The sequence below is a fragment of the Symbiopectobacterium sp. genome (genome assembly GCF_051710365.1).
Taxonomy (GTDB): Bacteria; Pseudomonadota; Gammaproteobacteria; order Enterobacterales; family Enterobacteriaceae; genus Symbiopectobacterium.
Window position 1 is genome coordinate 1 of the sequence record NZ_JBPETA010000036.1, and the last position, 24,639, is coordinate 24,639.

The 24,639-nt window shown below is 54.1% G+C and carries 18 protein-coding genes and 5 pseudogenes; 10 read left to right on the top strand and 13 right to left on the bottom strand.

What is annotated here, in order from left to right:
- Nucleotides 1-607: 607 nt before the first annotated feature.
- From fis to msrP, 10 genes and pseudogenes are all read right to left on the bottom strand, one after another.
- Nucleotides 608-904: a DNA-binding transcriptional regulator Fis gene (fis, locus tag ACTBDZ_RS05480; protein ID WP_012883002.1), complete on the bottom strand. Its 297-nt coding sequence runs from the start codon at nucleotides 902-904 to the stop codon at nucleotides 608-610.
- 23 nt (nucleotides 905-927) lie between these two features.
- Nucleotides 928-1,889, bottom strand: a pseudogene (gene dusB, locus ACTBDZ_RS05485) (tRNA dihydrouridine synthase DusB).
- 356 nt (nucleotides 1,890-2,245) lie between these two features.
- The gene (prmA, locus tag ACTBDZ_RS05490) at nucleotides 2,246-3,127 is read right to left on the bottom strand and encodes a 50S ribosomal protein L11 methyltransferase (RefSeq protein ID WP_438814555.1); all 882 of its coding nucleotides are present in this window, start codon (nucleotides 3,125-3,127) and stop codon (nucleotides 2,246-2,248) included.
- Between the two features lie 17 nt (nucleotides 3,128-3,144).
- Nucleotides 3,145-4,596, bottom strand: a complete 1,452-nt coding sequence (panF, locus tag ACTBDZ_RS05495; RefSeq protein ID WP_438814556.1) for a sodium/pantothenate symporter — start codon at nucleotides 4,594-4,596, stop codon at nucleotides 3,145-3,147.
- Complete coding sequence (locus ACTBDZ_RS05500; RefSeq protein ID WP_438814557.1) at nucleotides 4,586-4,828, bottom strand: YhdT family protein; 243 nt, start codon at nucleotides 4,826-4,828, stop codon at nucleotides 4,586-4,588. The genes panF and ACTBDZ_RS05500 overlap by 11 nt, the downstream gene beginning before the upstream one ends.
- Nucleotides 4,829-4,904: 76 nt before the next feature.
- The gene (accC, locus tag ACTBDZ_RS05505; protein WP_438814558.1) at nucleotides 4,905-6,248 is read right to left on the bottom strand and encodes an acetyl-CoA carboxylase biotin carboxylase subunit; all 1,344 of its coding nucleotides are present in this window, start codon (nucleotides 6,246-6,248) and stop codon (nucleotides 4,905-4,907) included.
- Between the two features lie 11 nt (nucleotides 6,249-6,259).
- Nucleotides 6,260-6,730 carry an acetyl-CoA carboxylase biotin carboxyl carrier protein gene (gene accB / locus ACTBDZ_RS05510; protein ID WP_438814559.1) on the bottom strand — a complete coding sequence of 157 codons (471 nt, stop codon included), beginning with the start codon at nucleotides 6,728-6,730 and terminating at the stop codon, nucleotides 6,260-6,262.
- Between the two features lie 38 nt (nucleotides 6,731-6,768).
- Complete coding sequence (gene aroQ, locus ACTBDZ_RS05515) at nucleotides 6,769-7,221, bottom strand: type II 3-dehydroquinate dehydratase (RefSeq protein WP_438814560.1); 453 nt, start codon at nucleotides 7,219-7,221, stop codon at nucleotides 6,769-6,771.
- Nucleotides 7,222-7,451: 230 nt separating this feature from the next.
- Complete coding sequence (gene msrQ / locus ACTBDZ_RS05520) at nucleotides 7,452-8,051, bottom strand: protein-methionine-sulfoxide reductase heme-binding subunit MsrQ (RefSeq protein ID WP_438814561.1); 600 nt, start codon at nucleotides 8,049-8,051, stop codon at nucleotides 7,452-7,454.
- A pseudogene (msrP, locus tag ACTBDZ_RS05525) lies at nucleotides 8,052-9,063 on the bottom strand (protein-methionine-sulfoxide reductase catalytic subunit MsrP).
- A gap of 286 nt (nucleotides 9,064-9,349) precedes the next feature.
- Between msrP and csrD the strand changes: the two are divergent.
- The 9 genes and pseudogenes from csrD (at nucleotide 9,350) to tldD (ending at nucleotide 21,961) form a co-directional block, all read left to right on the top strand.
- Nucleotides 9,350-11,283, top strand: a pseudogene (gene csrD / locus ACTBDZ_RS05530) (RNase E specificity factor CsrD).
- 84 nt (nucleotides 11,284-11,367) lie between these two features.
- Entirely contained in the window at nucleotides 11,368-11,556 is a 189-nt protein-coding gene (locus tag ACTBDZ_RS05535; protein ID WP_438814562.1) for a hypothetical protein, read from the top strand.
- Between the two features lie 44 nt (nucleotides 11,557-11,600).
- Nucleotides 11,601-12,644 (top strand): rod shape-determining protein MreB, encoded by a 1,044-nt coding sequence (gene mreB, locus ACTBDZ_RS05540; protein WP_004385136.1) that lies wholly within the window; start codon nucleotides 11,601-11,603, stop codon nucleotides 12,642-12,644.
- 251 nt (nucleotides 12,645-12,895) lie between these two features.
- Nucleotides 12,896-13,963: a rod shape-determining protein MreC gene (gene mreC / locus ACTBDZ_RS05545; protein ID WP_438814563.1), complete on the top strand. Its 1,068-nt coding sequence runs from the start codon at nucleotides 12,896-12,898 to the stop codon at nucleotides 13,961-13,963.
- Nucleotides 13,960-14,448, top strand: a complete 489-nt coding sequence (gene mreD, locus ACTBDZ_RS05550) for a rod shape-determining protein MreD (protein WP_196908447.1) — start codon at nucleotides 13,960-13,962, stop codon at nucleotides 14,446-14,448. Before mreC ends, mreD begins: the two co-directional genes overlap by 4 nt.
- A 58-nt stretch (nucleotides 14,449-14,506) precedes the next feature.
- Nucleotides 14,507-15,100: a Maf family protein gene (locus tag ACTBDZ_RS05555; RefSeq protein ID WP_438814564.1), complete on the top strand. Its 594-nt coding sequence runs from the start codon at nucleotides 14,507-14,509 to the stop codon at nucleotides 15,098-15,100.
- Entirely contained in the window at nucleotides 15,090-16,559 is a 1,470-nt protein-coding gene (gene rng / locus ACTBDZ_RS05560; protein ID WP_438814565.1) for a ribonuclease G, read from the top strand. Before ACTBDZ_RS05555 ends, rng begins: the two co-directional genes overlap by 11 nt.
- A 72-nt stretch (nucleotides 16,560-16,631) precedes the next feature.
- A complete protein-coding gene (gene yhdP / locus ACTBDZ_RS05565) occupies nucleotides 16,632-20,447 on the top strand; it encodes an AsmA2 domain-containing protein YhdP (RefSeq protein WP_438814566.1) in 3,816 nt (1,271 codons plus the stop codon).
- Between the two features lie 68 nt (nucleotides 20,448-20,515).
- Nucleotides 20,516-21,961 (top strand): metalloprotease TldD, encoded by a 1,446-nt coding sequence (gene tldD, locus ACTBDZ_RS05570; protein WP_438814567.1) that lies wholly within the window; start codon nucleotides 20,516-20,518, stop codon nucleotides 21,959-21,961.
- A gap of 50 nt (nucleotides 21,962-22,011) precedes the next feature.
- On the opposite strand, the gene ACTBDZ_RS05575 is transcribed toward tldD, so the two are convergent.
- Together ACTBDZ_RS05575 and aaeR are read right to left on the bottom strand one after the other, a co-directional pair.
- Entirely contained in the window at nucleotides 22,012-22,872 is an 861-nt protein-coding gene (locus ACTBDZ_RS05575; protein ID WP_438814568.1) for a hypothetical protein, read from the bottom strand.
- A 100-nt stretch (nucleotides 22,873-22,972) separates the two neighbouring features.
- Nucleotides 22,973-23,902 (bottom strand): HTH-type transcriptional activator AaeR, encoded by a 930-nt coding sequence (gene aaeR, locus ACTBDZ_RS05580; RefSeq protein ID WP_438814569.1) that lies wholly within the window; start codon nucleotides 23,900-23,902, stop codon nucleotides 22,973-22,975.
- 325 nt (nucleotides 23,903-24,227) lie between these two features.
- On the opposite strand from aaeR, the pseudogene ACTBDZ_RS05585 reads away from it, so the two are divergent.
- Nucleotides 24,228-24,329: pseudogene (locus ACTBDZ_RS05585) on the top strand (p-hydroxybenzoic acid efflux pump operon protein AaeX); the annotation flags it as partial.
- Between the two features lie 49 nt (nucleotides 24,330-24,378).
- On the opposite strand, the pseudogene ACTBDZ_RS05590 reads toward ACTBDZ_RS05585, so the two are convergent.
- A pseudogene (locus ACTBDZ_RS05590) lies at nucleotides 24,379-24,639 on the bottom strand (IS5/IS1182 family transposase); the annotation flags it as partial.

A 24,639-nucleotide genomic window follows, 5' to 3' on the forward strand; every position in this document is an offset into this window, starting at 1 on the left:
GTTCAGTATTGGTGACAGACCACCACAAGTATCCAACCTCAATTCTGTTCACAAGACCATCGTTGATGTTCTCGGCGAGCGATACCGTCGAATTTATTCTTAAAGTAGGTGCGGAATGACGGGTATACAGCACACCACAGCTATTCGCGTTCGCTAAAGGTGCAGGCGTATTCGGGGAGGCGGGGCCAGAAGCGATCATGCCGCTCACTCGTGCTGCAAATGGTTCGTTGGGCGTAAGGGCGATTATGCCGGATGTTTCAGCGTTGGGCGGTGGTGCTCCTCAAGTGACCGTAAATATTTCCAGCGACGGGCGAGTAACCCAAACATCGACACCAGGCTATGAACAGTTTGGACGTGAAATAGGTCAGTTTGTCGATCAGCGATTCAAATCCTTGCTACAGAAAGAAATGAGGCAGGGTGGAAGTCTAAGCGTGGCGATAGCAGGACGCAGAGGCAGATAAGTGCAATAGCACAAACATTAAGGTCGCTCATGCGGCCTTTTTTGTTTTTGTGCTTTTGTTGTTCAACACTCCATGTATAAACATTTTAAAGAACGCCTGTCATTTCTGACAAGCGTTCTTTAAAAACAATAGGTTATGAGTTTTGATTAATTCATGCCGTATTTTTTCAATTTCTTGCGCAGCGTACCGCGGTTGATACCCATCATCAGGGCCGCGCGGGTCTGGTTACCACGGGTGTACTGCATCACCATGTCCAACAGTGGCTGTTCAACTTCAGCCAATACCAGCTCATACAGGTCATTCACATCCTGACCGTTAAGTTGAGCGAAATAGTTCTTCAGTGCCTGTTTAACCGAGTCGCGCAGGGGTTTTTGGGTTACCTGAGCCTGAGAGTTTACGGTAGAAACGGTCAGTACGTCAGAATTCACGCGTTGTTCGAACATAGTTCTGTCAGCTCTTTTTCTGTTTACGCAAGATTTTCAAAATATGCCTCCAACGCCTCCAGCTGTTCGCTGGCATCCTCAATGGCGTTGAATGTGCGCCTAAACTGGTCATTGGGGGCGTTCTCCTGGAGATACCAGGAGACGTACTTACGAGCAATACGGAATCCCTTGCCCGGACCATAAAAGTCGTGCAATTCCCGTATGTGCTTGAAGAGCAAACGCTTCACTTCTGCCAACGGCATCGGTGCCAGTTGCTCCCCCGTGTCCAGATAATGCTGGATTTCCCGAAAGATCCAGGGTCTTCCCTGAGCAGCCCGTCCTATCATCAGGGCATCTGCCCCGGTGTAATCAAGAACCGCTCTGGCTTTATGCGGGCTTGTAATGTCGCCATTCGCGATAACGGGAATGGAAACGGCCTGCTCGCCCGAATGCTGTCGTATTCTGCCTCACCGTTGAACAGGCATGCACGCGTGCGGCCATGTACGGTAAGCGCCTGGATACTACAGGCTTCGGCCAGTCTGGCAATGTCTACACAGTTACGGTGCTCCGGTGCCCAGCCAGTACGAATTTTCAGCGTGACCGGTACGTCCACCGCCTTAACCACGGCGGAGAGGATTTGTTTTACCAAATCCGGATACTGCAACAGCGCAGAACCCGCCATCTTGCGGTTTACCTTCTTTGCAGGACACCCCATGTTGATATCAATGATTTGCGCGCCGAAATCGGTGTTGATTCTGGCTGCCGCAGCCATCTCATCAGGGTCGCTTCCGGCAATCTGCACGGCGCGGATCCCAGGTTCATCGCTGTGTACCATGCGCAGACGCGACTTATCCGAACGCCACACCTCCGGATTGGAGGAGAGCATTTTGGAGACCGTCATCCCAGCCCCCATGTCATGACAGAGCGTCCTGAAAGGGCGATCGCTGACGCCAGCCATGGGGGAGGCGATCAATCGACTAGCTAGCTGAAATTGTCCAATGTGCATAGACAAGGAGTGACCATACTGTGTCTGCAAGGGCGCATATATTACGCATTTTTTACGCCAGATGAAAGGCCAAACTTTGAGCAATTGAGCGGAACAGATCAAGAAAATGTGTCTTCACGCAATTAAATTTTATAATTGTCTTTTTATTACAGCATGTTATAAGAAAAATCACGCATTGGTCCAACCATTGCACGATCAAACATTTCTGCGCAACAGTTCACAAATGCATGGACAGGCCGCGCTCGCTGGCGTTTTCATGCGCAACAACGGGTGGTTTATCGCGCAATGGCTTTATCTCAAGGCCTGACGAGTGCCGCCAACCACCGTGAAACGGCTAAGGGCACTCGCCATAACGCTTAGCGCTTGACGCCCGTAATGCGGCACCACTCTTCTTTCTCAACGGTCGGGTCGAGTTCGAACAGGTCGGTGTAAGCTGCTGCCACGTTTTCTGCCTGTGAAGCCAGAATGCCTGATAATCCTAAATGCCCTCCCGCCTTGGGCAGTGTGCTAATCAGCGGTGCCAGCTCGCGCAGTGGGCCTGCAAGGATATTGGCAACCACGATGTCGGCAGAGAGGTCATTGGGCTGGTCTTTCGGCAGATAGAGCGCCAAACGCTCTGAGACGCCGTTACGCTGTGCGTTATCGCGGCTGGCTTGAATGGCCTGAGGATCGATATCGATGCCAATCGCCTGTGCGGCACCCAGTTTCAGCGCGGCGATTGCCAGAATACCGGAACCACAGCCAAAATCGATAACCGTTTTGCCTGCCAGATCCAAACCGTCGAGCCATTGCAGGCACAGGGAGGTGGTAGGATGCGTGCCGGTACCAAAGGCCAGACCGGGATCCAGCATCACGTTAACGGCATTCGGGTCAGGGATGTCACGCCAGCTCGGGCAGATCCACAGGCGTTTGCCAAACTGCATCGGGTGAAAGTTATCCATCCACTCCCGTTCCCAGTCCTTGTCTTCCAACTGCTCGATTTTATGGCGAAAACCAGCACCCAGCAGCGGTTCTTGTTCCAGTTGGGCAATTACGTCCGGCATCTCGGTTTCGGCGTCGTACAGCCCAATCACGTCGGTATCGCCCCATAAACGAGTTTCACCCGGCAGCGGCTCAAATACTGGCGTGTCGTGGGTGTCCTGAAAGGTGACGGACACCGCACCGCTCTCGATAAGCGCATCGCCCAGTTGTTCAGCCTGCGCGCCCGTCGTATTGATTTTGAGTTGAATCAACGGCATAGCAGCCTCTGTTCCCGTTAATGTGAAGGTGTTGCGGCAGCGTTTGGTGCAGGGTTGCTGCCAAAACGGTTACCAATAAGAAATGCCAGCAGGCTGAACGAAAGGGCGGGGACAATCGGATGAAAGCCCGCCAGATTCAGCTTAAAGGTGGCAAGTAGGGTATAGCATAAGGCACCAACCATCATGGCGCTGAGCGCGCCGGTCGCATTGGCGCGTTCCCAATAAAGCCCGAGCACCAGTGGCCACAGGAATACCGCTTCCAGGCCGCCAAACGCCAGCAGATTGAGCCAGATAATCATTTCAGGCGGTCGCCAGGAGGCCAGCAGCGTCAGCACGCCGAGCAGCAGCGTGGTGGCGCTGGAGAGCCATTTGATATGGCGTTCATTCTGTGCCTGGTGCGGTTTTACGCTCAGATACAGATCTTTGATGATGGTGGCAGACGCTTGCAGCAGGTGTGCATTGATGTTGGCCATAATGGCGGACATGGGCGCGGCGAGGAAGATGCCCGCTGCCAGCGGCGGCAGCACTTTCACCATCAGTTCCGGCAGCACCTGATCGGGAATGGTCAGGTTAGGCATGATAGCGCGTCCCAGCGCGCCGGCCAGATGCATACCCAGCATCAGCACGGTGATGACGATGGTGCCAATAATGATGCCGCGATGCAGCGCTTTGCTATCTTTGTAAGAGATGCAGCGTACGGCGGTGTTAGGCAGGCCGATGACGCCGAAGCACACCAATACCCAGAATGAGGCCATAAAAGGGAAGGTGAGCGTCTGGCCGCTGCCGTGCGGGTCTACCAAGGCCGGATCAATCTGACGCAGCGTTTCTACCGCGCTGCCCAGTCCGCCAGCGGCAGAGATAATCGCCACCAGTAGCAATACCGTGCCGATCAGCATCACCACGCCCTGCATCGCATCATTGAGCACGCTGGCGCGAAAACCGCCGAAGGTGGTGTAAAGCGCTATCGTGACGCCGAAAATCAGCAAGCCAATGTCGTAGGGCACGTTAGCGGCAGTTTCCAGCAGGCGAGCGCCACCGATAAACTGCACCGCCATCGCCCCGATAAAGGCCACCAGTAGGCTCAGGCTGGCAAACCATACCAGCAGGCGACTGCCATAACGTGCATACAGCATATCGTTCAGCGTAATGGCGTTGTAGCGTCGTGCCAGAATGGCGAATTTTTTCCCGAGAATGCCGAGAGAAAGCAGCATGGTTGGCACCTGGATCACCGCCAATAGTACCCAGCCCAGACCGTATTTATAGGCGGCACCTGGCCCACCGATAAACGAACTGGCGCTGACATAGGTGCCAATCAGCGTCATAGCGAGCACAAACCCGCCCATTGAGCGGCTACCAAGGAAGTACTCGTTGAGAAAATTGCCCTCGCGGCGGCGCAGATAGGCGTAAATCGACAACCCAAACACCAGCATCAGGTAGACGACCAGCGGCAGAATCACATCATTGTGCATCGTCGTCTCCTAACGGAATATCGCGAAATACCAGGTGCGTCATCAGCCAGCACAGCACGATAAACACCAGCGGCAGCAGCAGGCAGGAGAACTCAAACCAGCGCGGCAGCACGGTCAACCTGGCGGTGTTGTCAGGCACGTAGGCGGTGACTATCCGGCCTACGAGGTAAAATAGCGTCAGGAACAGTGCCCATCGCGCCTCTTTGTGCGCTTGGGGGAAGCGTTTGTCCATGGTTTTTCCCTGTAAAGCGGTACCAACAAGCAAAAAGGCCAGCATGGCTGGCCTTTATACGCTTGTACGATGCAGATTATTGCAGACCGAGCTTTTTCTCCAGATAGTGGATATTGGTTCCACCGTGCTGGAAGTTCTCGTCGTTCATAATCTTCAACTGCAACTCAATGTTGGTTTTAATACCATCAATGATCAGTTCCGCCAAGGCGTTTTTCATTCGGGAAATCGCGATATCGCGGCTTTCACCGTAAGTGATCAACTTGCCGATCATGGAATCGTAGTACGGCGGCACGGTATAGCCGGCGTAAATGTGCGATTCCCAGCGTACGCCAAAACCGCCCGGTGCGTGGAAACGGGTGATCTTGCCCGGACTTGGCAGGAAGGTGTTGGGATCTTCGGCGTTGATACGGCATTCCACCGCATGACCGCGCACGTTGACCTCTTCCTGTTTGATCGACAACGGTTGACCAGCAGCGATGCGCAGCTGCTCTTTGATCAGATCGACGCCAGTGATCATCTCCGTTACCGGATGCTCAACCTGAATACGGGTGTTCATCTCGATAAAGTAGAACTCACCGTTTTCAAACAGGAATTCAAACGTACCGGCACCGCGATAGCCGATATCCACACAGGCTTTAGCGCAGCGATCGCCGATGTAGCGACGCAAATCTGCCGTGATGCCCGGTGCAGGCGCTTCTTCCACCACTTTCTGGTGACGACGCTGCATGGAGCAGTCGCGTTCCGCCAAATAGATGGCGTTGCCCTGACCGTCAGCCAATACCTGAATTTCCACGTGACGCGGATTTTCCAGGTATTTTTCCATATACACCATGTCGTTATTGAAAGCGGCTTTCGCTTCCGCACGAGTCATGAGGATGGATTGTTCCAGATCTTTCTTGCTGCGCACCACGCGCATGCCGCGACCGCCGCCGCCGCCAGAGGCTTTGATAATCACCGGGTAGCCGATGCGTTTGCCAAAGGCGCGGTTCTTGTCCATGTCGTCGCCCAGAGGGCCGTCAGAACCCGGCATGCACGGTACGCCCGCTTTCTTCATGGCAGAAATGGCAGAGACTTTGTCACCCATCAGGCGGATGGTGTCTGCGCGTGGGCCAATGAAGATAAAGCCAGAACGCTCGACCTGCTCGGCAAAATCCGCATTTTCGGACAAAAAACCGTAGCCGGGGTGAATGGCCACGGCACCGGTGATTTCCGCGGCGGAAATGATCGCCGGGATGTTCAGGTAGCTTTTGGTCGACGGAGCCGGGCCGATACACACGGTCTCGTCGGCTAGCAGCACGTGTTTCAGATCGCGGTCGGCGCTGGAGTGAACGGCAACGGTTTTGATGCCCAGTTCTTTACAGGCGCGCAAAATACGCAGCGCAATCTCTCCGCGGTTCGCGATAACGATTTTATCTAGCATGGTAAGCCTCGTTATTCGATGACAACCAAAGGCTCATCAAACTCAACCGGTTGGCCGTTTTCAACCAGCACGGCTTTCACCACGCCTGCTTTATCGGCTTCGATTTGGTTCATCATTTTCATGGCTTCAACGATGCACAAGGTATCGCTGACGTTAACATGTTGCCCCACTTCAACGAATGCCTTGGCATCCGGGCTTGGGGTACGGTAGAACGTACCGACCATGGGAGAACGCACGGTGTGACCGCTAACGGCCGCAGGCGCAGCGGCAACAGTTGCTTCCGGGGCCGGGGCCACGGCGGTTGCCAGCGCAGGGGCCGGTTGCTGCATCATGGGCGCATAGGCTTGCTGCATCATCGGGTAGCTCGGTGCAGCAGGGGCACGACTGATACGTACTGATTCTTCACCTTCTGAAATTTCCAGTTCGGCGATGCCGGATTCTTCAACCAGTTCGATCAGTTTCTTGATTTTACGAATATCCATGGATGTGGTTCCGTACTCATTTGTTGAAATGGGTTTATTTAGTTTGACGTGGACAGGCGCTTTACCGCTGTCTGTAACGCATAGCCATATCCATCCGCGCCTAGGCCGCAAATCACACCCACCGCCACATCGGACAGGTAAGAGTGATGACGGAACGGCTCGCGAGCGTGCACGTTGCTCAGATGGACCTCAATAAACGGAATTTCCACGGCCAGTAGCGCATCACGTAATGCAACGCTGGTGTGGGTAAATGCCGCCGGGTTAATTAAAATAAAATCCGTATTGCCGCGTGCCTGATGAATAGTATCAATCAGCACGTGCTCAGCATTGGATTGGACATGGGAGAAGTGTACATTGAGCGCCTGCGCCTGATGTTCCAGACCGCTGACGATCTCTGCAAGCGTAATGCTGCTGTACTTCTCTGGCTCACGGGTTCCCAGCAGATTCAGGTTGGGACCGTTCAAAAGCAAAATGTGAAATCTCTCTGCCATTGTGCCGCTATCTCCCGCGATACACCCAGTTTGTAGAAAAACGTGTCGCACAACATAGCGCGAAGCACATCGTTTGTCACCTTTTGGCAACGTAAATTGTTCACCGGGCGATAAGGTCGGGCATTATAACCATATCGTGGCAATTAGCAGCTAAATACTGGTCTTATCTCCGCAAATAGCTTTGACGCCCCCGCCGCGCGTGGCATTGCGCTACAGTCGCTTTCCCGGCATTAACGCCACCACTGGCGGAACTTTTTGTAACGCAGAGCTAACAAGATCAGCGCACTTAGCCCATAGATCATCGGTTGCGGCGATAAGATTTTTACCGACCACAAATAATGAATGGGCGCGAGCACCGCGATGACATAGATAAGGTTGTGTAAGCGCTGCCAGTTACTGCCAAGCGTACGTTGTGCCGCCTGAAATGAGGTTACCGCCAAGGCTAGCAGCAGCAACCAACTGAGCGCGCCCAGCGTCAGATAAGGGCGGTTAATCAACTCCTGGCCCAACAAGGCGAGGTTGGCGAGCCCGAGTTCCAACAACGCATAGCTGGTCAGATGCAGCGTAGCACAGGCAAAACACCACAGGCCGAGCATGCGGCGGCAGCGGATTAACAACGGCTGTTTGCCGTAGCGCGCCAGCGGTGTCACCATCAGCGTTGCCAGCAGCAGTTTTAGCGCCATTCGTCCGGTAAAATGCTGGATATCTTTGGCAGGATCGGCGCTCAACGCCCCTTGTTGAATAGCATAAAGCAGCCACAGCAGCGGTAACCCTGCGGCAGCATGCAAGACGATTTTCAGCCAGAACACCTGGCGGAGTGTCAGACGCATTTAGAAATTATCCCGCAGATTCAGGTCGCGATACAGGTGTGCTACCTGATCGGCATAGCCATTAAACAGTAGCGTCGGTTGGCGCTGAACGTTAAGCAATCCACCTGCGCCAATCACCCGTTCGCTGGCCTGCGACCAGCGAGGGTGGTCACATTCGGGTTCACATTGGCATAAAAACCATATTCATCCGGTGCAGCCAGATTCCAGGTTGAGGGCGGTCGTTCGCGCGTAAAACGGATTTTCACGATGGACTTGATATTCTTGAACCCGTATTTCCACAGTGTCACCAGACGGATGGGGGCGCCGTTCTGCGGTGGCAAGGTTTTGCCGCAAACCCCCAGCGCCAGCAGAGTCAAGGGATGTAGCGCCTCTTCCATGGTTAAGCCTTCTACATAAGGATAGTCAAGCCCGCCACCGAGAAAGCGATCTTTCTGTCCTGGCATCTGTTCGGGATCGTGCAGGGTTTGAAAGGCAACATAGCGAGCGGCGCTGGTCGGCTCTACGAACTGAATCAGTTTCGCCAAGGGAAATCCCACCCAGGGAATCACCATTGACCACGCCTCGACGCAGCGAAAGCGATAGATGCGCTCTTCCAGCGGAAAGCGCTTGATAATGTCATCGATATCCAGCGTGACGGGCCTGGCTATTTCCCCTTCTATTTGTATCTTCCAGCCTTCTGTGCGCAACCCGCCGGCATTGGCGGCCGGGGCGGCTTTATCCAGCCCGAATTCATAGAAGTTGTTATAGCCGGTAACCTTGTCCTCGGGCGTCAGCGTGAGTGACGCTGGGGCATTGGGTTCCGGTGTGAAGGTGAGCGGCGTGGGTGGCGGTGCTGTCGGTTTTTTTTGCCACCGGTGAGCCAGTCCAGCACATCGGCCTGTGCGCTAAGCGGCAGGCTCAGTGAGGCGGCGGCGATGCCCAGAGCTTTCATCACGGTGCGGCGCTGGTGAAAAATCCCCTCAGGGGTAACGTCTGCTGCGCTCGGTTGGCGTTGACGATGAGAGTCAGACATGATGATGCTCCACGGGTTACGACGACTGCGTACAGTAAGTATGGAAGATAAGACGGCACGAGCAAAAAAGAGTTCATTGCAGAGTGTTGCACCGCTTGCCTGAAGGGGGAACTGTCGGTGGTTATCGGTTGCGCTCACGTCACGATCGCGATGTGATTGTGACCAGAGAGGAAAAGTCTGGGAAAATCCTTTAGTGTCTATATTTGTAACAGGTAGTATTAACAACAGTGGTGAATACGGTACGGGGGTGTGACCTCGTGCGGCGAGAGGATGCAGGGATGGGCGAATGACGAAATTTTCTTCATTGATGACGATGGTGCTGATAGTCGTCATATCCCTGCTGTTTATCATAGGGTTAGTCACCATTGTTGATGATAATCTACAGCAGGTTGATAACCAGCTTCACGCTATCGCGACCAGTATCGATCAGGCGCTGTTGGTACAACCTCCTGAACGGTTACGCTTTTGGCTGCCCTCAATGATGAAGGCGGCGGGGGTTGTGCTGCTGGAGATCCGAGACCTCGATCACAACCTGCAATTTTCGCTGCGGCTGCCGGAGCTGATGAGCGCAGAAGGCGATTATGTGCACCATGTGATGCAACTGCCGCTGATGCAAAACGCCGATTTTCGCGTCAACCTTACCTATCTTGATCCCTTTTTCGGCTCGCCGCGCTGGATTTTCTCCACTATCGCCATGGTGGTGGCGATGGCGTGCATGCCTGCGCTACTGGTGTTTGCCGTGCGGCGTTTTCGCCGCAAGGTGGCAGGGCACGAACAGTTGGAGACGCGCGCAAACCGCATTCTTCGCGGTGAACGCGAATCCGTGGCGCGCGGTTCGGTGCACGAATGGCCCGATAGCGCCAGCGGTGCGTTCGATCAGTTGCTGTCGGATCTTGCCGACGCACGCGAGGAACGCAGCCGACTGGATACGCTGATCCGCGCGTTTGCCGCCCAGGATGCGGAAACCGGATTGAGTAATCGCCTGTTTTTCGATAACCAACTCACCACGCAGTTGGAAGACGCGGAAAATGTCGGCACCCACGGCGTGGTAATGATGATTCGCCTGCCGGATTTCGATACCTTGCAGGAAACGCATCGCTATGCCAATGAACTGCGTGAGTACCGCAATACGCTGGTCAATATGCTATCGACCTTTGTCATGCGTTATCCCTCTGCGCTGCTGGCGCGCTATTTCAATAGTGATTTTGCCGTGCTGCTGCCACACCGTTGCTGAAAGAAGCGGATATTATTGCGGCGCAGTTAGTCAAAGCGCTGGATATTCTGCCGATCACACCGCTTATCGATCGTGAGGATGTACTGCATATCGGCATCTGTGCCTATGCCAGCGGGCAGAGTTCTGAGCAGGTGATGGAGAGCGTGGAGGATGCTACGCGCAATGCGGTATTGCAGGGAGGAAACGGCTGGTGCGTATTTGACCGGCAGGTGCCTGACAAGGGGCGCGGCAGTGTGAAATGGCGTACATTGCTGGAACAGACTCTGGCAAAAGGTGGCCCGCATCTGTACCAAAAACCGGCGGTGACGCGCGATGGCGTGGTGCATCATCGGGAAATCATGCCGCGTATCACCGATGGCGATCAGGTTCTGCTGGCCGCGGAATATATGCCGCTGGTCCAGCAATTGGGGCTGACGCCCAATTATGATCGGCTGCTGGTGACACAAATCATCGCGTTGTCTGCTTCCTGGCCGCAGGAGACGCTGGCGATGCCAGTCAATGTGGATTCGCTGTTGCAGCGTCCTTTCTGGCGTTGGTTACAAGAAGTGCTATTGCAATGCCCGAAACAGCAGCGTCAACGCATATTGTTTGAACTTGCTGAGTCAGATGTGTGTCAGTATATCGAGCGCTTGCGTCCTATTCTGAATACGCTGGTGGGGTTGGGGTGTCGGCTGGCGGTGACGCAAGCCGGGCTGACCTTGGTCAGCACGACCTATATTAGAACGTTGCAGGTGGAAATCATCAAGTTGCATCCAGGTCTGGTGCGCCGTTTTGAACGCAGGACGGAAAATCAACTTTTTGTACAAAGCCTGATAGAAGCCTGCAAGGGAACCTCCGCCAACGTGTTTGCCGCAGGCGTCAGAACTCAGGAAGAGTGGAATACGCTATCGAGTCGCGGTGTTTACGGTGGTCAGGGCGATTTTTTCGCGGCGTCTATCCCTGTCAGCGATGAGTTGAAAAAATATTCACCTCGGCATCGTGTTTAGGGTGAATGTCGCAGGTAAATTGACGTAGAATGCGTGGTTTATAAATCGGTTAGTGTGTGCTTATTGCATGGACTGGCCGATAAAATGTTAGATTTTGTGTCCTGTGTTGATGCCATCCGACTGCGTGAAAAAGCGGTAACTCGCTTTACCGCACAAAGAAATATCGCCCCGACGGTTTTTCAGGGGAACGTGATGCGTATGACACAGGGGAATTTTTCACCGATGCAGAGCGCTGTCGTGCCTTGTCGCTGCACCGTGTGGTTGGTAAAGTAGGCGGATTTCTTTTCGCCCCCAGTTTGCAGGATTATCCTTTCGTGATGTTTAAAAAATTTCGTGGCATGTTTTCCAACGACTTGTCCATCGACCTGGGTACCGCCAATACCCTGATTTATGTTAAAGGGCAGGGCATTGTACTGAATGAGCCGTCTGTGGTCGCCATCCGTCAGGATCGTGCCGGTTCGCCTAAGAGCGTCGCTGCCGTAGGCCATGAAGCCAAACAGATGCTTGGTCGTACTCCGGGTAATATCGCAGCCATCCGCCCGATGAAAGACGGTGTTATCGCCGACTTTTTCGTGACCGAGAAAATGTTGCAGCACTTTATCAAACAAGTGCACAGCAACAGCTTTATGCGTCCGAGCCCGCGCGTACTGGTGTGTGTGCCGGTCGGTGCTACTCAGGTTGAACGTCGTGCCATTCGCGAATCTGCGCAAGGGGCCGGGGCGCGCGAAGTGTTCCTGATTGAAGAACCGATGGCGGCGGCTATCGGTGCTGGACTGCCGGTTTCTGAAGCAACGGGCTCTATGGTGGTGGATATCGGTGGCGGTACCACAGAAGTGGCGGTTATCTCCCTGAACGGTGTGGTCTACTCTTCTTCCGTGCGTATTGGCGGTGACCGCTTCGATGAAGCCATCATCAATTATGTGCGCCGTAACTACGGCTCGCTGATCGGTGAAGCGACGGCGGAACGCATCAAGCACGAAATTGGTTCTGCGTATCCGGGCGATGAAGTGCGCGAAATCGAAGTGCGTGGTCGTAACCTGGCTGAGGGCGTACCGCGCGGCTTTACCCTTAACTCGAACGAAATTCTGGAAGCGTTGCAGGAGCCGTTGACCGGCATCGTGAGCGCGGTGATGGTTGCGCTGGAACAGTGCCCGCCAGAGCTGGCTTCCGACATTTCTGAACGCGGCATGGTGTTGACCGGTGGTGGCGCGCTGCTGCGTAACCTGGATCGCCTGCTGATGGAAGAGACCGGCATCCCCGTCGTGGTTGCCGAAGATCCGCTGACCTGCGTGGCTCGCGGTGGCGGTAAAGCGCTGGAAATGATCGACATGCACGGCGGTGATCTGTTCAGCGAAGAGTAAGAGTGCCAAATAAAAGGAAGGGGAACCGTATGGGGAAACAGCGTTGTTTTTCATCCCGTAGGGTAGCCCCTCTTTTTTTATTCTGTGGCGAGTCGTTTTCACGGGTATCGCCATTAGCGTAATTCCCTGCGCCCGACGCCCCTCTGCCCCTGCGTTTCTGCGGGCATGACGGCGGTGAATAACACGAATGTTAGCTTTCGTTTCGAGCGTGTCGGGCGTTCTTTATTCGCGTTGAGGAATACGCAACCTTTATGAAGCCGATTTTTAGCAGGGGACCTTCCCTGCAATTGCGACTTTTTCCTGCCGTCTTCACGGCGATGGCGATCATTATCGCCGACAGCCGCTTGGGGACGTTTCTCAAGATCCGTACCTATATGGATACGGCGGTCAGCCCGTTCTATTTTCTCGCCAACGGGCCGCGTGAAGTATTGGATAATGTCTCTGAATCGCTGGCGACCAAAAATCAGCTGGCGCTGGAAAACCGTGCGTTACGCCAGGAACTGCAACTGCGTAACAGCGATCTGCTGTTGCTCGGCCAACTGAAACAGGAAAATGCGCGTCTGCGCGAACTGTTGGGGTCACCGCTGCGCCAGGACGAGCAGAAGATGGTGACCCAGGTGATTTCCGCAGGCACAGACCCCTATAGCGATCAGGTGGTGATTGATAAAGGGGCGGCGCACGGGGTCTATGAAGGGCAACCGGTTATCAGTGATAAAGGGGTAGTCGGGCAGGTTGTCGCGGTCGGTCAGTTGACCAGCCGTGTGCTGCTGATCTGCGATGTTTCCCATGCGTTGCCGATTCAGGTGCTGCGCAATGATATCCGCGTGATTGCTGCCGGTAATGGCTGCACTGACGATTTGCAACTGGAGCATTTGCCCAACAACACCGATATTCGCGTCGGTGATGTGCTGGTGACATCCGGACTGGGTGGTCGTTTCCCTGAAGGGTATCCGGTGGGCGTTGTCTCCGAAGTGAAGGTGGATACGCAACGCGCCTACACCGTTATCAAGGCGCATCCGACTGCCGGTCTGCAACGTTTACGCTATCTGCTGTTGCTGTGGGGCGTTGACGACGTGCCGGGCAAAGGGTTGCCGCCGCAAGAAGTGCACCGCGTCGCCAATGAACGTTTGATGCAGATGATGCCGCAGGTTCTGCCCTCTCCCGATGAAATGGGTCCGCCCGCACCGCCTGCTGCTGCCGCGCCGCCGCAGGGCAATGCACAGCAGAAAAACGTCCCTGCGCGCAGTGCGTCTCAAGGTCAACAACCTCAACGTAATACGCCGCCTGCTGCTACGCCAGCACAGGGAGGACACCAATGAACCGCTATCGCCGTCACGGCAACTGGATCATCTGGTTATCGTTCCTGATCGCCATGGTGCTGCAAATCATGCCGTGGCCGGATCAGTTCTATCATTTCCGGCCATCGTGGCTCTCACTGTTTCTGATTTATTGGGTAATGGCGTTACCGCATCGGGTTAACGTTGGTACCGGCTTTGTGCTGGGAATGGTGATGGATCTTATTTTAGGGTCCACGCTCGGCGTGCGTGCGCTGGCGCTCAGCATTGTCGCCTATCTGGTGGCCTTCAAGTTTCAACTGTTCCGCAATATGGCGCTCTGGCAACAAGCCCTGATCGTTATGGTGCTTTCGCTGGTGATGGATCTGATTGTCTTCTGGGCGGAGTTCCTGGTAAGCAATGTGTCATTCAGGCCGGAAAATTTGTGGAACTGTGTGGTCGATGGCGTGTTGTGGCCCTGGCTATTCCTGTTGATGCGCAAAATTCGCCGTCAGTTCACAGTACAATAATCAATAAGGGCGTAGTCCTTAACCGGAGCGCCTACAGTAGAATACGTAGCGAGGATATATGACTGCGCTCTATCTGGCCTCGGGTTCACCGCGCCGCCGCGAACTACTTACGTTGCTGGACATCCCTTTTGAACTGTTGCGTGTTGATGTTATCGAGCAGCGGGCAGCACATGAAACGGCAGAGGTCTATGTACGCCGTCTGGCGCAGGATAAAGCGCAGGCAGGGGTTGCTGCCGCACCGCAAGATTTGCCGGTGTTGGGGGCCGATACCATCGTGGTGCTGGAAGGACAGGTACTGGAAAAACCGCGCGACGAAGCCCATGCTGCGCACATCTTATCGATGCTTTCAGGGCGACAGCATCAGGTGATGACTGCGGTCACGTTGGCCGATCGTCGCACCCAGTGCAGTGCGCTGGTGGTGACCGACGTGACGTTTCGCGCTCTGACGCCGCAGGACATTACCCACTACGTTGCCAGCGGCGAGCCGATGGATAAAGCGGGAGCCTACGGCATTCAAGGTAAAGGCGGCTGTTTCGTCAAAGCGATCGCTGGCAGTTACCACGCGGTTGTCGGTTTGCCGCTGGTGGAAACCCATGAATTGTATAATCAGATTATAGCGTTACGAACGGCAGGAGCAGAAAATGACAGCTGAGTTACTGGTCAACGTGACGTCGTCGGAAACGCGCGTTGCCTACATTGACGGCGGAATACTGCAAGAGATCCACATTGAGCGCGAAGCGAAACGCGGCATCGTGGGCAATATCTATAAAGGCCGTGTCAGCCGGGTATTGCCGGGCATGCAGGCCGCCTTCGTGGATATCGGGCTGGATAAAGCGGCGTTTTTGCACGCGTCAGACATCATGCCTCACACCGAATGCGTGGCCGGGGAAGAACAGAAAAATTTCCACGTGCGCGATATCGCTGAACTGGTGCGCCAGGGGCAGGACTTGATGGTGCAGGTGGTGAAAGACCCGCTCGGTACCAAAGGTGCCCGACTGACCACCGATATTACGCTGCCATCGCGCTATCTGGTTTTCATGCCCGGCGCGGCCCACGTTGGGGTTTCACAGCGTATTGAAAGTGAAGTGGAACGTGAACGCCTGAAGAAAATCGTCAGTGAATACTGCGACGAGCAGGGCGGGTTTATTATCCGTACAGCGGCAGAGGGCATTGGGGAAGATGAGCTTTCTTCTGACGCCGCGTTCCTCAAACGCCTGTGGACCAAAGTCAGCGAGCGTAAAAAACGTAACCAGACCAAATGTAAGCTGTACGGTGAAGTGGCGCTGGCGCAGCGTATCCTGCGTGATTTTGCCGGTGCGGCGTTGGATCGCATCCGCATCGACTCCCGCCTGACTTATGATGCGCTGCTGGAGTTCACCACGGACTATATTCCGGAAACCACCAATAAGCTGGAGCATTACTCCGGACGCCAACCGATTTTCGATCTCTATGACGTGGAGAATGAAATTCAGCGCTCGCTGGACAGAAAGGTTGAGCTGAAATCCGGTGGCTATCTGATCATCGATCAAACCGAGGCGATGACGACGATAGACATCAATACCGGGGCTTTCGTCGGTCATCGCAATCTGGATGAGACCATCTTTAACACCAATATCGAAGCGACGCAGGCCATTGCCCGCCAACTGCGGCTGCGCAACCTGGGTGGTATTATCATTATCGATTTCATCGACATGAGTAATGAGGACCACCGTCGCCGAGTGCTGCATTCTCTGGAGCAGGCGCTCGCCAAAGATCGGGTTAAAACTAGTATTAACGGCTTCTCTCAACTAGGATTAGTGGAGATGACGCGCAAGCGCACTCGTGAGAGCATTGAACATGTGCTGTGTCATCAGTGCCCGACTTGCCATGGTCGCGGCAGGGTGAAAAGCGTCGAGACCGTTTGCTATGAAATCATGCGTGAAATTGTGCGGGTGCACCATGCCTATGACACCGATCGCTTCCTGGTGTACGCATCGCCTGCGGTGGCTGAGGTATTGAAAAGCGAAGAATCCCACGCCCTGGCAGAAGTGGAAATTTTTGTCGGCAAACAGGTCAAGGTGCAGATTGAGCCGTTGTACAGCCAGGAACAGTTTGATGTGGTGATGATGTAATCCCCATGTCGATGATAAACCGAACAGAATGACTTCCCCGCGTCGCCTGCGACGAAGATCAAGGAGAATAGTGTGAGGCGACTGCCCGGCCTACTACTGCTGACGGGTGCTACGATTGTTGTTGTCGTGGCGCTGATCGTCAGTGGTTTACGATTAGCGATGTCGCAGCTCGATCGTTTTCGGCCGCAAATCATGGCGTGGGTGACGTCGACAACGGGCGTATCGGTTGACGCGCAACGCCTTACTGGCAGTTGGGCCTCTTTTGGGCCAACGCTTTCGATCGATGGCCTGACGAGCGAGTCGCCTGCTGCGCGCTGGCACGCAGAGCGCATCACGCTCGCGCTGGATGTGTGGCAGTCATTGCTGCATGCGCGCTGGCAGTTTCGCGATCTGATGTTCCACCGCATGCACCTGACGCTGGATGCCACATTGACCGGGCAACGGGCCGACGGTAGCTTGATCGAAACCGATCGTCTAAGTACGCTGTTCCTCCAGCAGTTCGATCTGCGCGACAGCCGCCTCTCTTTCCTCACGCCTTCTGGCGATCGTGCGGAGCTCGCCATCCCGCAATTGACCTGGTTGAACCGCAACAACCGACACCGTGCCGAAGGGCAAATCAGCCTGTCGAGTTTCAATGGGCAGCACGGCGTGGTGCAGGTACGCATGGATTTGCAGGCTATTCAGGGTCATCTGAATGACGGCACGGTGTACCTACAGGCTGACAATATTGATATGAAGCCCTGGATCAGCCGATGGCTAAAAAATAATACCGGGCTGGAGAGCGCCAATTTCAATCTTGCAGCCTGGTTGCAGATGCGCAGCGGAGCGCTGGTTGCCAGCGATGTCTTTTTGGCCCAGGGCTCGGCAGCCTGGAAAGAAGGAGACAACATCCATCGTCTGAGCGTAGACGAACTGGCACTGCATGCCACGCGGGAAGGTGAGGGCTGGCAGGTTGCCGTGCCTGCCTTGAATCTGGCTACGGACGGCGTTGTCTGGCCGAAAGGGAGTCTGGCGGCGAGCTGGATACCCGCGTCGTCGGCAGAGCAACAAGATATGCTGCGGGTGCGTGCCAGTGAGCTGAGCCTGGCACGTTTGCGTGATTTGTTGCCGCTGCTGTCCACGGTGACGCCCGAGCTTAAAACGCGCTGGGAGGCGCTGCAACCGGAAGGCCTGCTGACACAACTAGCCCTTGATATTCCTTTAAAACAACCGGAAAAAAGTCGTTTTCAAGCGGCATGGCGCGATCTGCGCTGGAAAGCGTGGGAATGGTTGCCGGGCGGCGAAAAGTTGGCTGGCACGCTGAGCGGTAGCGTCGAACGTGGGCGCGTCACCTTTGCGTTGCCGCAAAGCGTACTGCCCAGCGGTAATCAGTTCCGGGCACCGTTCGAGATTCAGCAGGCAAACGGTGCTGTAGACTGGAGCAATGCCGCCGACGGCTGGGAAGTGTGGAGTAAAGGGCTGAATGTACAGGCAAGTGCGCTACAGGCTCAGGGCGATTTTCAATACCGTCATCCGGTGAATAGGGAGCCACGTCTGGATATTCTGGCGGGAATTCGGCTAGCCGATGCTTCTGAAGCCTGGCGTTACTTCCCAGAACCGCTGATGGGTGCGCAACTGGTGAACTACCTGACCCGTGCTTTAAAAGGGGGGCACGTCGACAACGCCACGCTGATTTTTGCCGGTAACCCGTCGCATTTCCCTTTTGAGCATAACGAAGGCCAGTTTCAAGTGTGGGTGCCGCTACGTGCGGCTACCTTTGAATTTGAAGCAGGCTGGCCCGCGCTGTCACCGTTGGATATCGATCTCAATTTTGCCAACAACGGCCTGTGGATGTCCGCGCCATCAACGCAGTTAGGGAATGTCGCCGGCAGAAATATTCTTGCCGCCATTCCTGACTACAGTAAAGAAAAGTTGCTGATCGATGGCGAACTTCAAGGAGAAGGGCCCGATGTCGGACACTATTTTGAACAAACGCCGCTTAAGGACAGCGTGGGGAGCGCGTTAAAGCAACTGCAAATTGGCGGTAACGTCAATGGTACGCTGCACCTTGATATTCCCTTGGCACACGGCGCGGTAGAAGCCAGTGGCGATATTCAACTCAGTAACAATAGCCTGTATATCAAACCGCTGAATAGCACGCTGAAACAGCTCAAAGGGCGCTTCCATTATCGCAATGGCACCCTGAACAGCGATGATATTGCGGCTAACTGGTTAGGGCAGCCCGTCACGTTCAGTTTCAACACCGAAGAGCAGGAAAAAGCCTTTCTGGTAAAGGTGGGGCTGAAGGGTGAATGGGCACCCGCGCTGTTCCCCGGTCTGCCAAAAACATTGCAAACCGCACTGTCGGGAACCGCCGCCTGGCGTAGCGATGTAACGGTGAATCTACCCTATAAAGGCGTTGAGACCTATGAGGTCAGCGTTGATGCCGACCTGAAAAATGTAAGCACTCGCTTACCTGAGCCGCTCAATAAAGCACAGGGGACGACGGTGCCGCTCAAGATTGCCGCCAAAGGGGATCTCAAAGGGTTCACGCTTTCAGGCAGTCTGGGAAAAACGGCACAGTTTAACAGCCAGTGGTTATTGCGTGGCGATGTGCTGACGTTAGCGCGCGCAATCTGGCAGCAGGGGGCACAAACGCCTCCCACGCTGCCGGAACAGTCTGAACTGGTGTTGGTTCTGCCCGCGCTGGATGCGGAGCGTTGGTTGGGATTACTGCCCGCCCTGCGTGGCGATACCGCCTTGCGCAAAGGGGCGCAAAGCAATATCCATGTGCCGGAAAGCGTGACGCTGCGTACGCCCGCGCTGCAACTGCTCGGTCAGCAGTGGCATGACGTGGTACTCAATAGCCGCAATACGCCGCAGGGTAATGAAATTCACACTACCGGGCGTGAGATTGATGCTAACTTAACGGTCCCACAGAACGGCATGTGGCGCGCGGATATTCGCTATCTCTACTACAACCAGCAGTGGAAAGGGGATGAAGCAACCAACCCCGTGGCGCTGGCGGAGAAGAAATCACCGCTCAATGACCCCAGCATCCGCTTTGAAGACTGGCCCGCGTTGCAGCTTGCCTGCCGGGAATGCTGGATTGCCGGGCAGAACCTGGGCCAAATCACGGCGACGCTGCAACCAGAAAAAGATAAGCTGACGCTCAGTGAGGGTGTGATCGATACCGGCAAAGCCAAGCTGACTGCCAGCGGCAGCTGGCAGGAGAATGCCGAAGGGGTTCGCACTGCACTCAAAGGGCGTTTGACGGGCGGTACGCTGGAGCAAAATGCCGACTGGTTTGGTATTGATACGCCGCTGCGCGCAGCAACCTTTGATGTTGACTATGATCTCTATTGGCGTGGTTCGCCGTGGGCACCGCATCTGGCGAGCCTGAGCGGTATTTTGCACACGCGTATTGGCAAGGGCGACATCGTCAATGCGGGTACTGGTCAAGCGGGGCGCTTGCTGCGCCTGGTGAGCTTTGATGCGTTACTGCGCAAATTGCAGTTTGATTTTAGCGATACCTTTGGCAAGGGCTTCTATTTTGATTCCATCCGTAGCACGGCCTGGATTAAAGACGGCGTGTTGCATACCGACGATCTGCTGGTAGACGGATTGGAAGCCGATATCGCCATGAAGGGCAGTGTCGATCTGGCTAACCGCCAAATTGCCATGGAAGCGGTGATTGCACCGGAAATATCAGCCACGGTGGGTGTGGCTACCGCCTTTGTGGTCAACCCGGTGATTGGTGCTGCCGTGTTTGCGGCCAGTAAGGTGCTGGCACCGCTCTGGAACAAAATCTCGCTGATTCGCTACCAGATTCATGGTAGCCTGGATCAGCCTACGATTAAGGAAGTCCTGCGCGAGCCGCAAAAAAATGCGGCGCAGGAGCGGCGTTAATACGCCAGCATAGTGATGGCTCCGTGCCGTTTATTCATCGGTTTCATGTGAACTAAAGTGGAAAAAATATGAGTCTTTCGTTTGTCAGTGAACAGTTACTCACTGCTAACAACTTGAGCCAGCAAGACCTGTTCTCGGTGTTAGAGGTATTGAATGAACGTCGCCTGGATTATGCCGATCTCTATTTTCAATCCAGTTACCATGAATCCTGGGTGTTGGAAGACTGCATCATTAAAGATGGCTCTTACAATATCGATCAAGGGGTCGGTATTCGCGCGGTAAGCGGGGAAAAAACCGGGTTTGCCTATGCGGACCAAATCACGCTCAATGCGCTGCACCAAAGCGCCCAGGCGGCGCGTAGCATCGTGCGCGAGCAGGGCACTGGCCGCGTTCGCACGCTGGGGGAAAACATTCATCGTGCGCTGTATCCGCAGCTCAACCCGCTGGACAGCCTGAGCCGTGAAGAGAAACTGGCACTGTTGCAACGCGCAGACAGCGTGGCGCGCGCGGCCGACGCCCGCGTGCAGGAAGTGAGCGTCAGCCTGACCGGTGTCTATGAACACGTGCTGGTGGCGGCAACCGACGGCACGCTGGCAGCCGATGTGCGCCCGCTGGTGCGCCTGTCGATCAGCGTGCTGGTTGAGCAGGACGGTAAACGTGAACGCGGTGCCAGCGGCGGTGGCGCGCGCGTGGATTACGACTACTTCTGGCAAGTGGTGGACGGAGAAGCGCGGGTGGATGCCTGGGCGAAAGAAGCGGTGCGTATGGCGCTGGTCAACCTTTCCGCTGTTGCTGCGCTTGCGGGCACGATGCCGGTGGTACTGGGCGCGGGCTGGCCGGGTGTGCTGCTGCATGAAGCTGTCGGACACGGACTGGAAGGGGATTTTAACCGCCGTGGCACGTCGGTGTTCAGCGGGCAGATGGGCAAGCTGGTTGCCTCTGAACTGTGCACCGTTGTGGATGATGGTACGCTGGAAGGACGCCGCGGTTCGCTGGCGATGGATGACGAAGGCGTGGCCGGGCAATACAACGTGCTGATTGAGAACGGTGTGCTGAAAGGTTACATGCAGGACAAGCTCAATGCGCGTTTGATGGGAGTAGCGCCGACTGGTAATGGTCGCCGCGAGTCTTATGCCCATTTGCCGATGCCACGCATGACCAATACCTACATGTTGGCGGGTAAATCGACGCCGGAAGAGATTATTTCCAGCGTGGAATACGGTTTATATGCGCCTAACTTTGGCGGTGGCCAGGTGGATATTACCTCCGGCAAGTTCGTGTTCTCAACCTCCGAAGCCTATCTGATTGAAAATGGCAAAGTCACGACGCCGGTTAAAAGGGCAACCCTGATTGGGTCCGGTATCGAAGCCATGCAGCAGATTTCTATGGTGGGTAACGATTTGGCATTGGATAAAGGCGTTGGCGTGTGCGGTAAAGAGGGCCAAAGCCTGCCCGTTGGCGTTGGGCAACCGACGCTGAAACTGGACAGTATGACAGTAGGCGGTACGGCATAAGTTCCCGTGCTTTGTCACCGTCATGTTAGTATGAAAATGCATGACGGTAACTACTCAATGCCGGGATGTGATAGGGTAATGTCAGAGATATGGCAGTTACCGTTAGTGTCGATATCAATCTGCGCTTTTGCGTATAAACAGGGATATTTAGATTCAGGGCAAATTTCTTGATAAACTCGATGTTTTTCAGCGTCAAGGTTATTAATGATATGTATTTCAACGGTGATGTTTCCCTGATTCTCTAAAGAAAGAAACAATTTTTTACTGGGGTTGCCGAGCAGTGACATCGCTTTGGTATGCTGATTAATTTGGTTCTTGATATCGATAACACCAATTTGAGAGAGTGCAACATTTAGCGATTCTTTTTGTTTTTCTGATATCTTATTAATAATCTGTGGCAGCATGTCGACGGTAATGCGTTCATGATGGGTCGTGGTATGACAAAAATACATTTCACTTCTTGGTATGTCTTTTTTTACTTGTTCCAGATGAATGTCTCGTTCGATGAAATATTCTGGAGTGAAGGTTTTGATGTGTTCATTCAGACTGATGCTTTTGCCCGCCGTAGAGATCTCACCCGTAGAAAATAAAGCACCAATAGACAGATTGACGGTAAACGCGGTATCATTTATCGCTGTCGTCGTGTAGGTGAATGCATCTTTAAACGCGGGTGATGCCATGGCCTTTAACTGATTAAAGGCGTCTATTTTTATATTGGCATCATCATTATTGAGCAGTTCAAACAACGCTTTTTTGGCATTTTCTTTATCAGTTCCACAAAACCAGTCTGCAATTTTATCCCACAATCTTTTTATTTCACTTGAGTTTTTGGCATTTTTTATTTCTTTTATTTCATTCAATGAAATCGTTCTTGAAAACAAACTCCCTGAAATATTAAATACTGTTGTCATAAATGCCCCCTTGGTTAAAGAAAGCCAGTATAACAGCGTGAACGTGAAGATAATCTATACTAAACTTAATTTTCAGGTTAATACCGTAGTGTAAAAATAATTATTTCCCCAACGTTTCTTCTCTATGGCTTTGATAAATTTGAGCAACGTTCTTAAAATATTCCGTCATATAGTTGATGCACAGTTGTACTTTGAGCGGCAAGTTATCCTTGCGTGTATACAACGCGTAAACCGGGCGCGGATCGGAGTGATAGCGGCTGAACAGAATTTCCACTTCGCCGCGCGCAATCTCGTCGATGATCCACATCAGTGGGATATAGGCGATGCCTGCGCCGGTTTTGAGCCAGCGTACCAGCGTCTGCGGATCGTTAGTGGCAAAGCGACCCTGCGGTGCTATTTTGGTGGAAATGCCCTCTGGGGCGATCAGCTCGAATTCACTGTCTGCACGCACGGTGTACTCCAACCAGGAGAAACTTTCCACGTCTGACGGTTTTTCCGAAGTGCCATGCTGGGTCAAATAACGTTTGGCGGCGCACACCACCATTGGCATCGAACCGAGACGTTTGGCAAACAGGCTGGAGTCCTGCAAGGCACCCACGCGGATAACGATATCCAACCCGTCTGCAATCAGGTTGGGGGCGGGAATGCCGGTGACCAGATTGACCGAGAGCCCTGGGTATTTTAGCAGCATCTCTGCTGTCATGGCCGCCAGCACATTTTGCGCCATGGTGGAGGAACTGCCAATGCGCAGTGTGCCGATCGGCGTGTTGTTGAAGGCGTAGAGCTGATCGTGCGCTTCGTGCGCCTCATGCAGCATACGCCGGCAGCCGTGGTAGTAGATCTTGCCGCCTTCTGTAAGCCCAATGCTGCGCGTGCTGCGATTGAGCAGCTTGATCTGTAGCTCTTCTTCCAGCCGGGTCACCGTTTGGCTGACGGCAGAAACGCTCATGTTCAATTGTCGGGCTGCGGCGGTAAACGAGCCACACTGCACTACGCGCGCAAAGACCGACATGCTCTTTAGTCTTTCCATTATTCACTCTGGCTTAAAAGTGATTTAGATCACACATCGTAGATGAAACGCAAATAAACATCCATAATACACCGCATTCGAACGAATCGGGCGGGAAGAATACCGGTGTGCTTCGTGCTACTTGTTTCCATCAGGTAACAGGCTGCGTTCGCTTCTACTAAACAACCTGCAATCTCTCTTGATCAGTGTAATGCCCTTCATGCCTTTTAGCATTGATGGCTGAAAGGCCCGTGTCGTCGTTGGTAATGAACCCTCATGCCTGTGTCTACGGTGACACGGTCGGTATTGTTTATTCGTCAATTGAAATAATGAAGAGGAAAAGAGGATGAGTTCACTCCCGGTGATGGTGCTGTTTGGCCTGTCCTTCCCGCCCGTATTCTTTGTGTTGCTGGTATCGCTGGCACTATTTTTTGTGTTGAACCGGCTTTGTTGAATAAATCAGAACTTGTAACGACTGTGCCCCATCGGGTCGATTGTTACGTGATGCGAATACTGTTCGGCATTCCTAATAGCGTGATCCGGTTAAGCGCTTTGACCATCGCCATGGCTTCACCCACCTGAGCATCGTAGTCACGCAGACTTAGATGACCACCCAGAAGCGTTTTGAACCAGAACATGGCCGTTTCAGCCACTGAGCGTCGGTGATAGCCCACTTTCTTTTTCCAGGTATCGTTGCTGCCGCTCAGGCGCTGATTTGCAACAGCGTGGTTACGCTCGTGGTAGTGGTCTGGCCAATA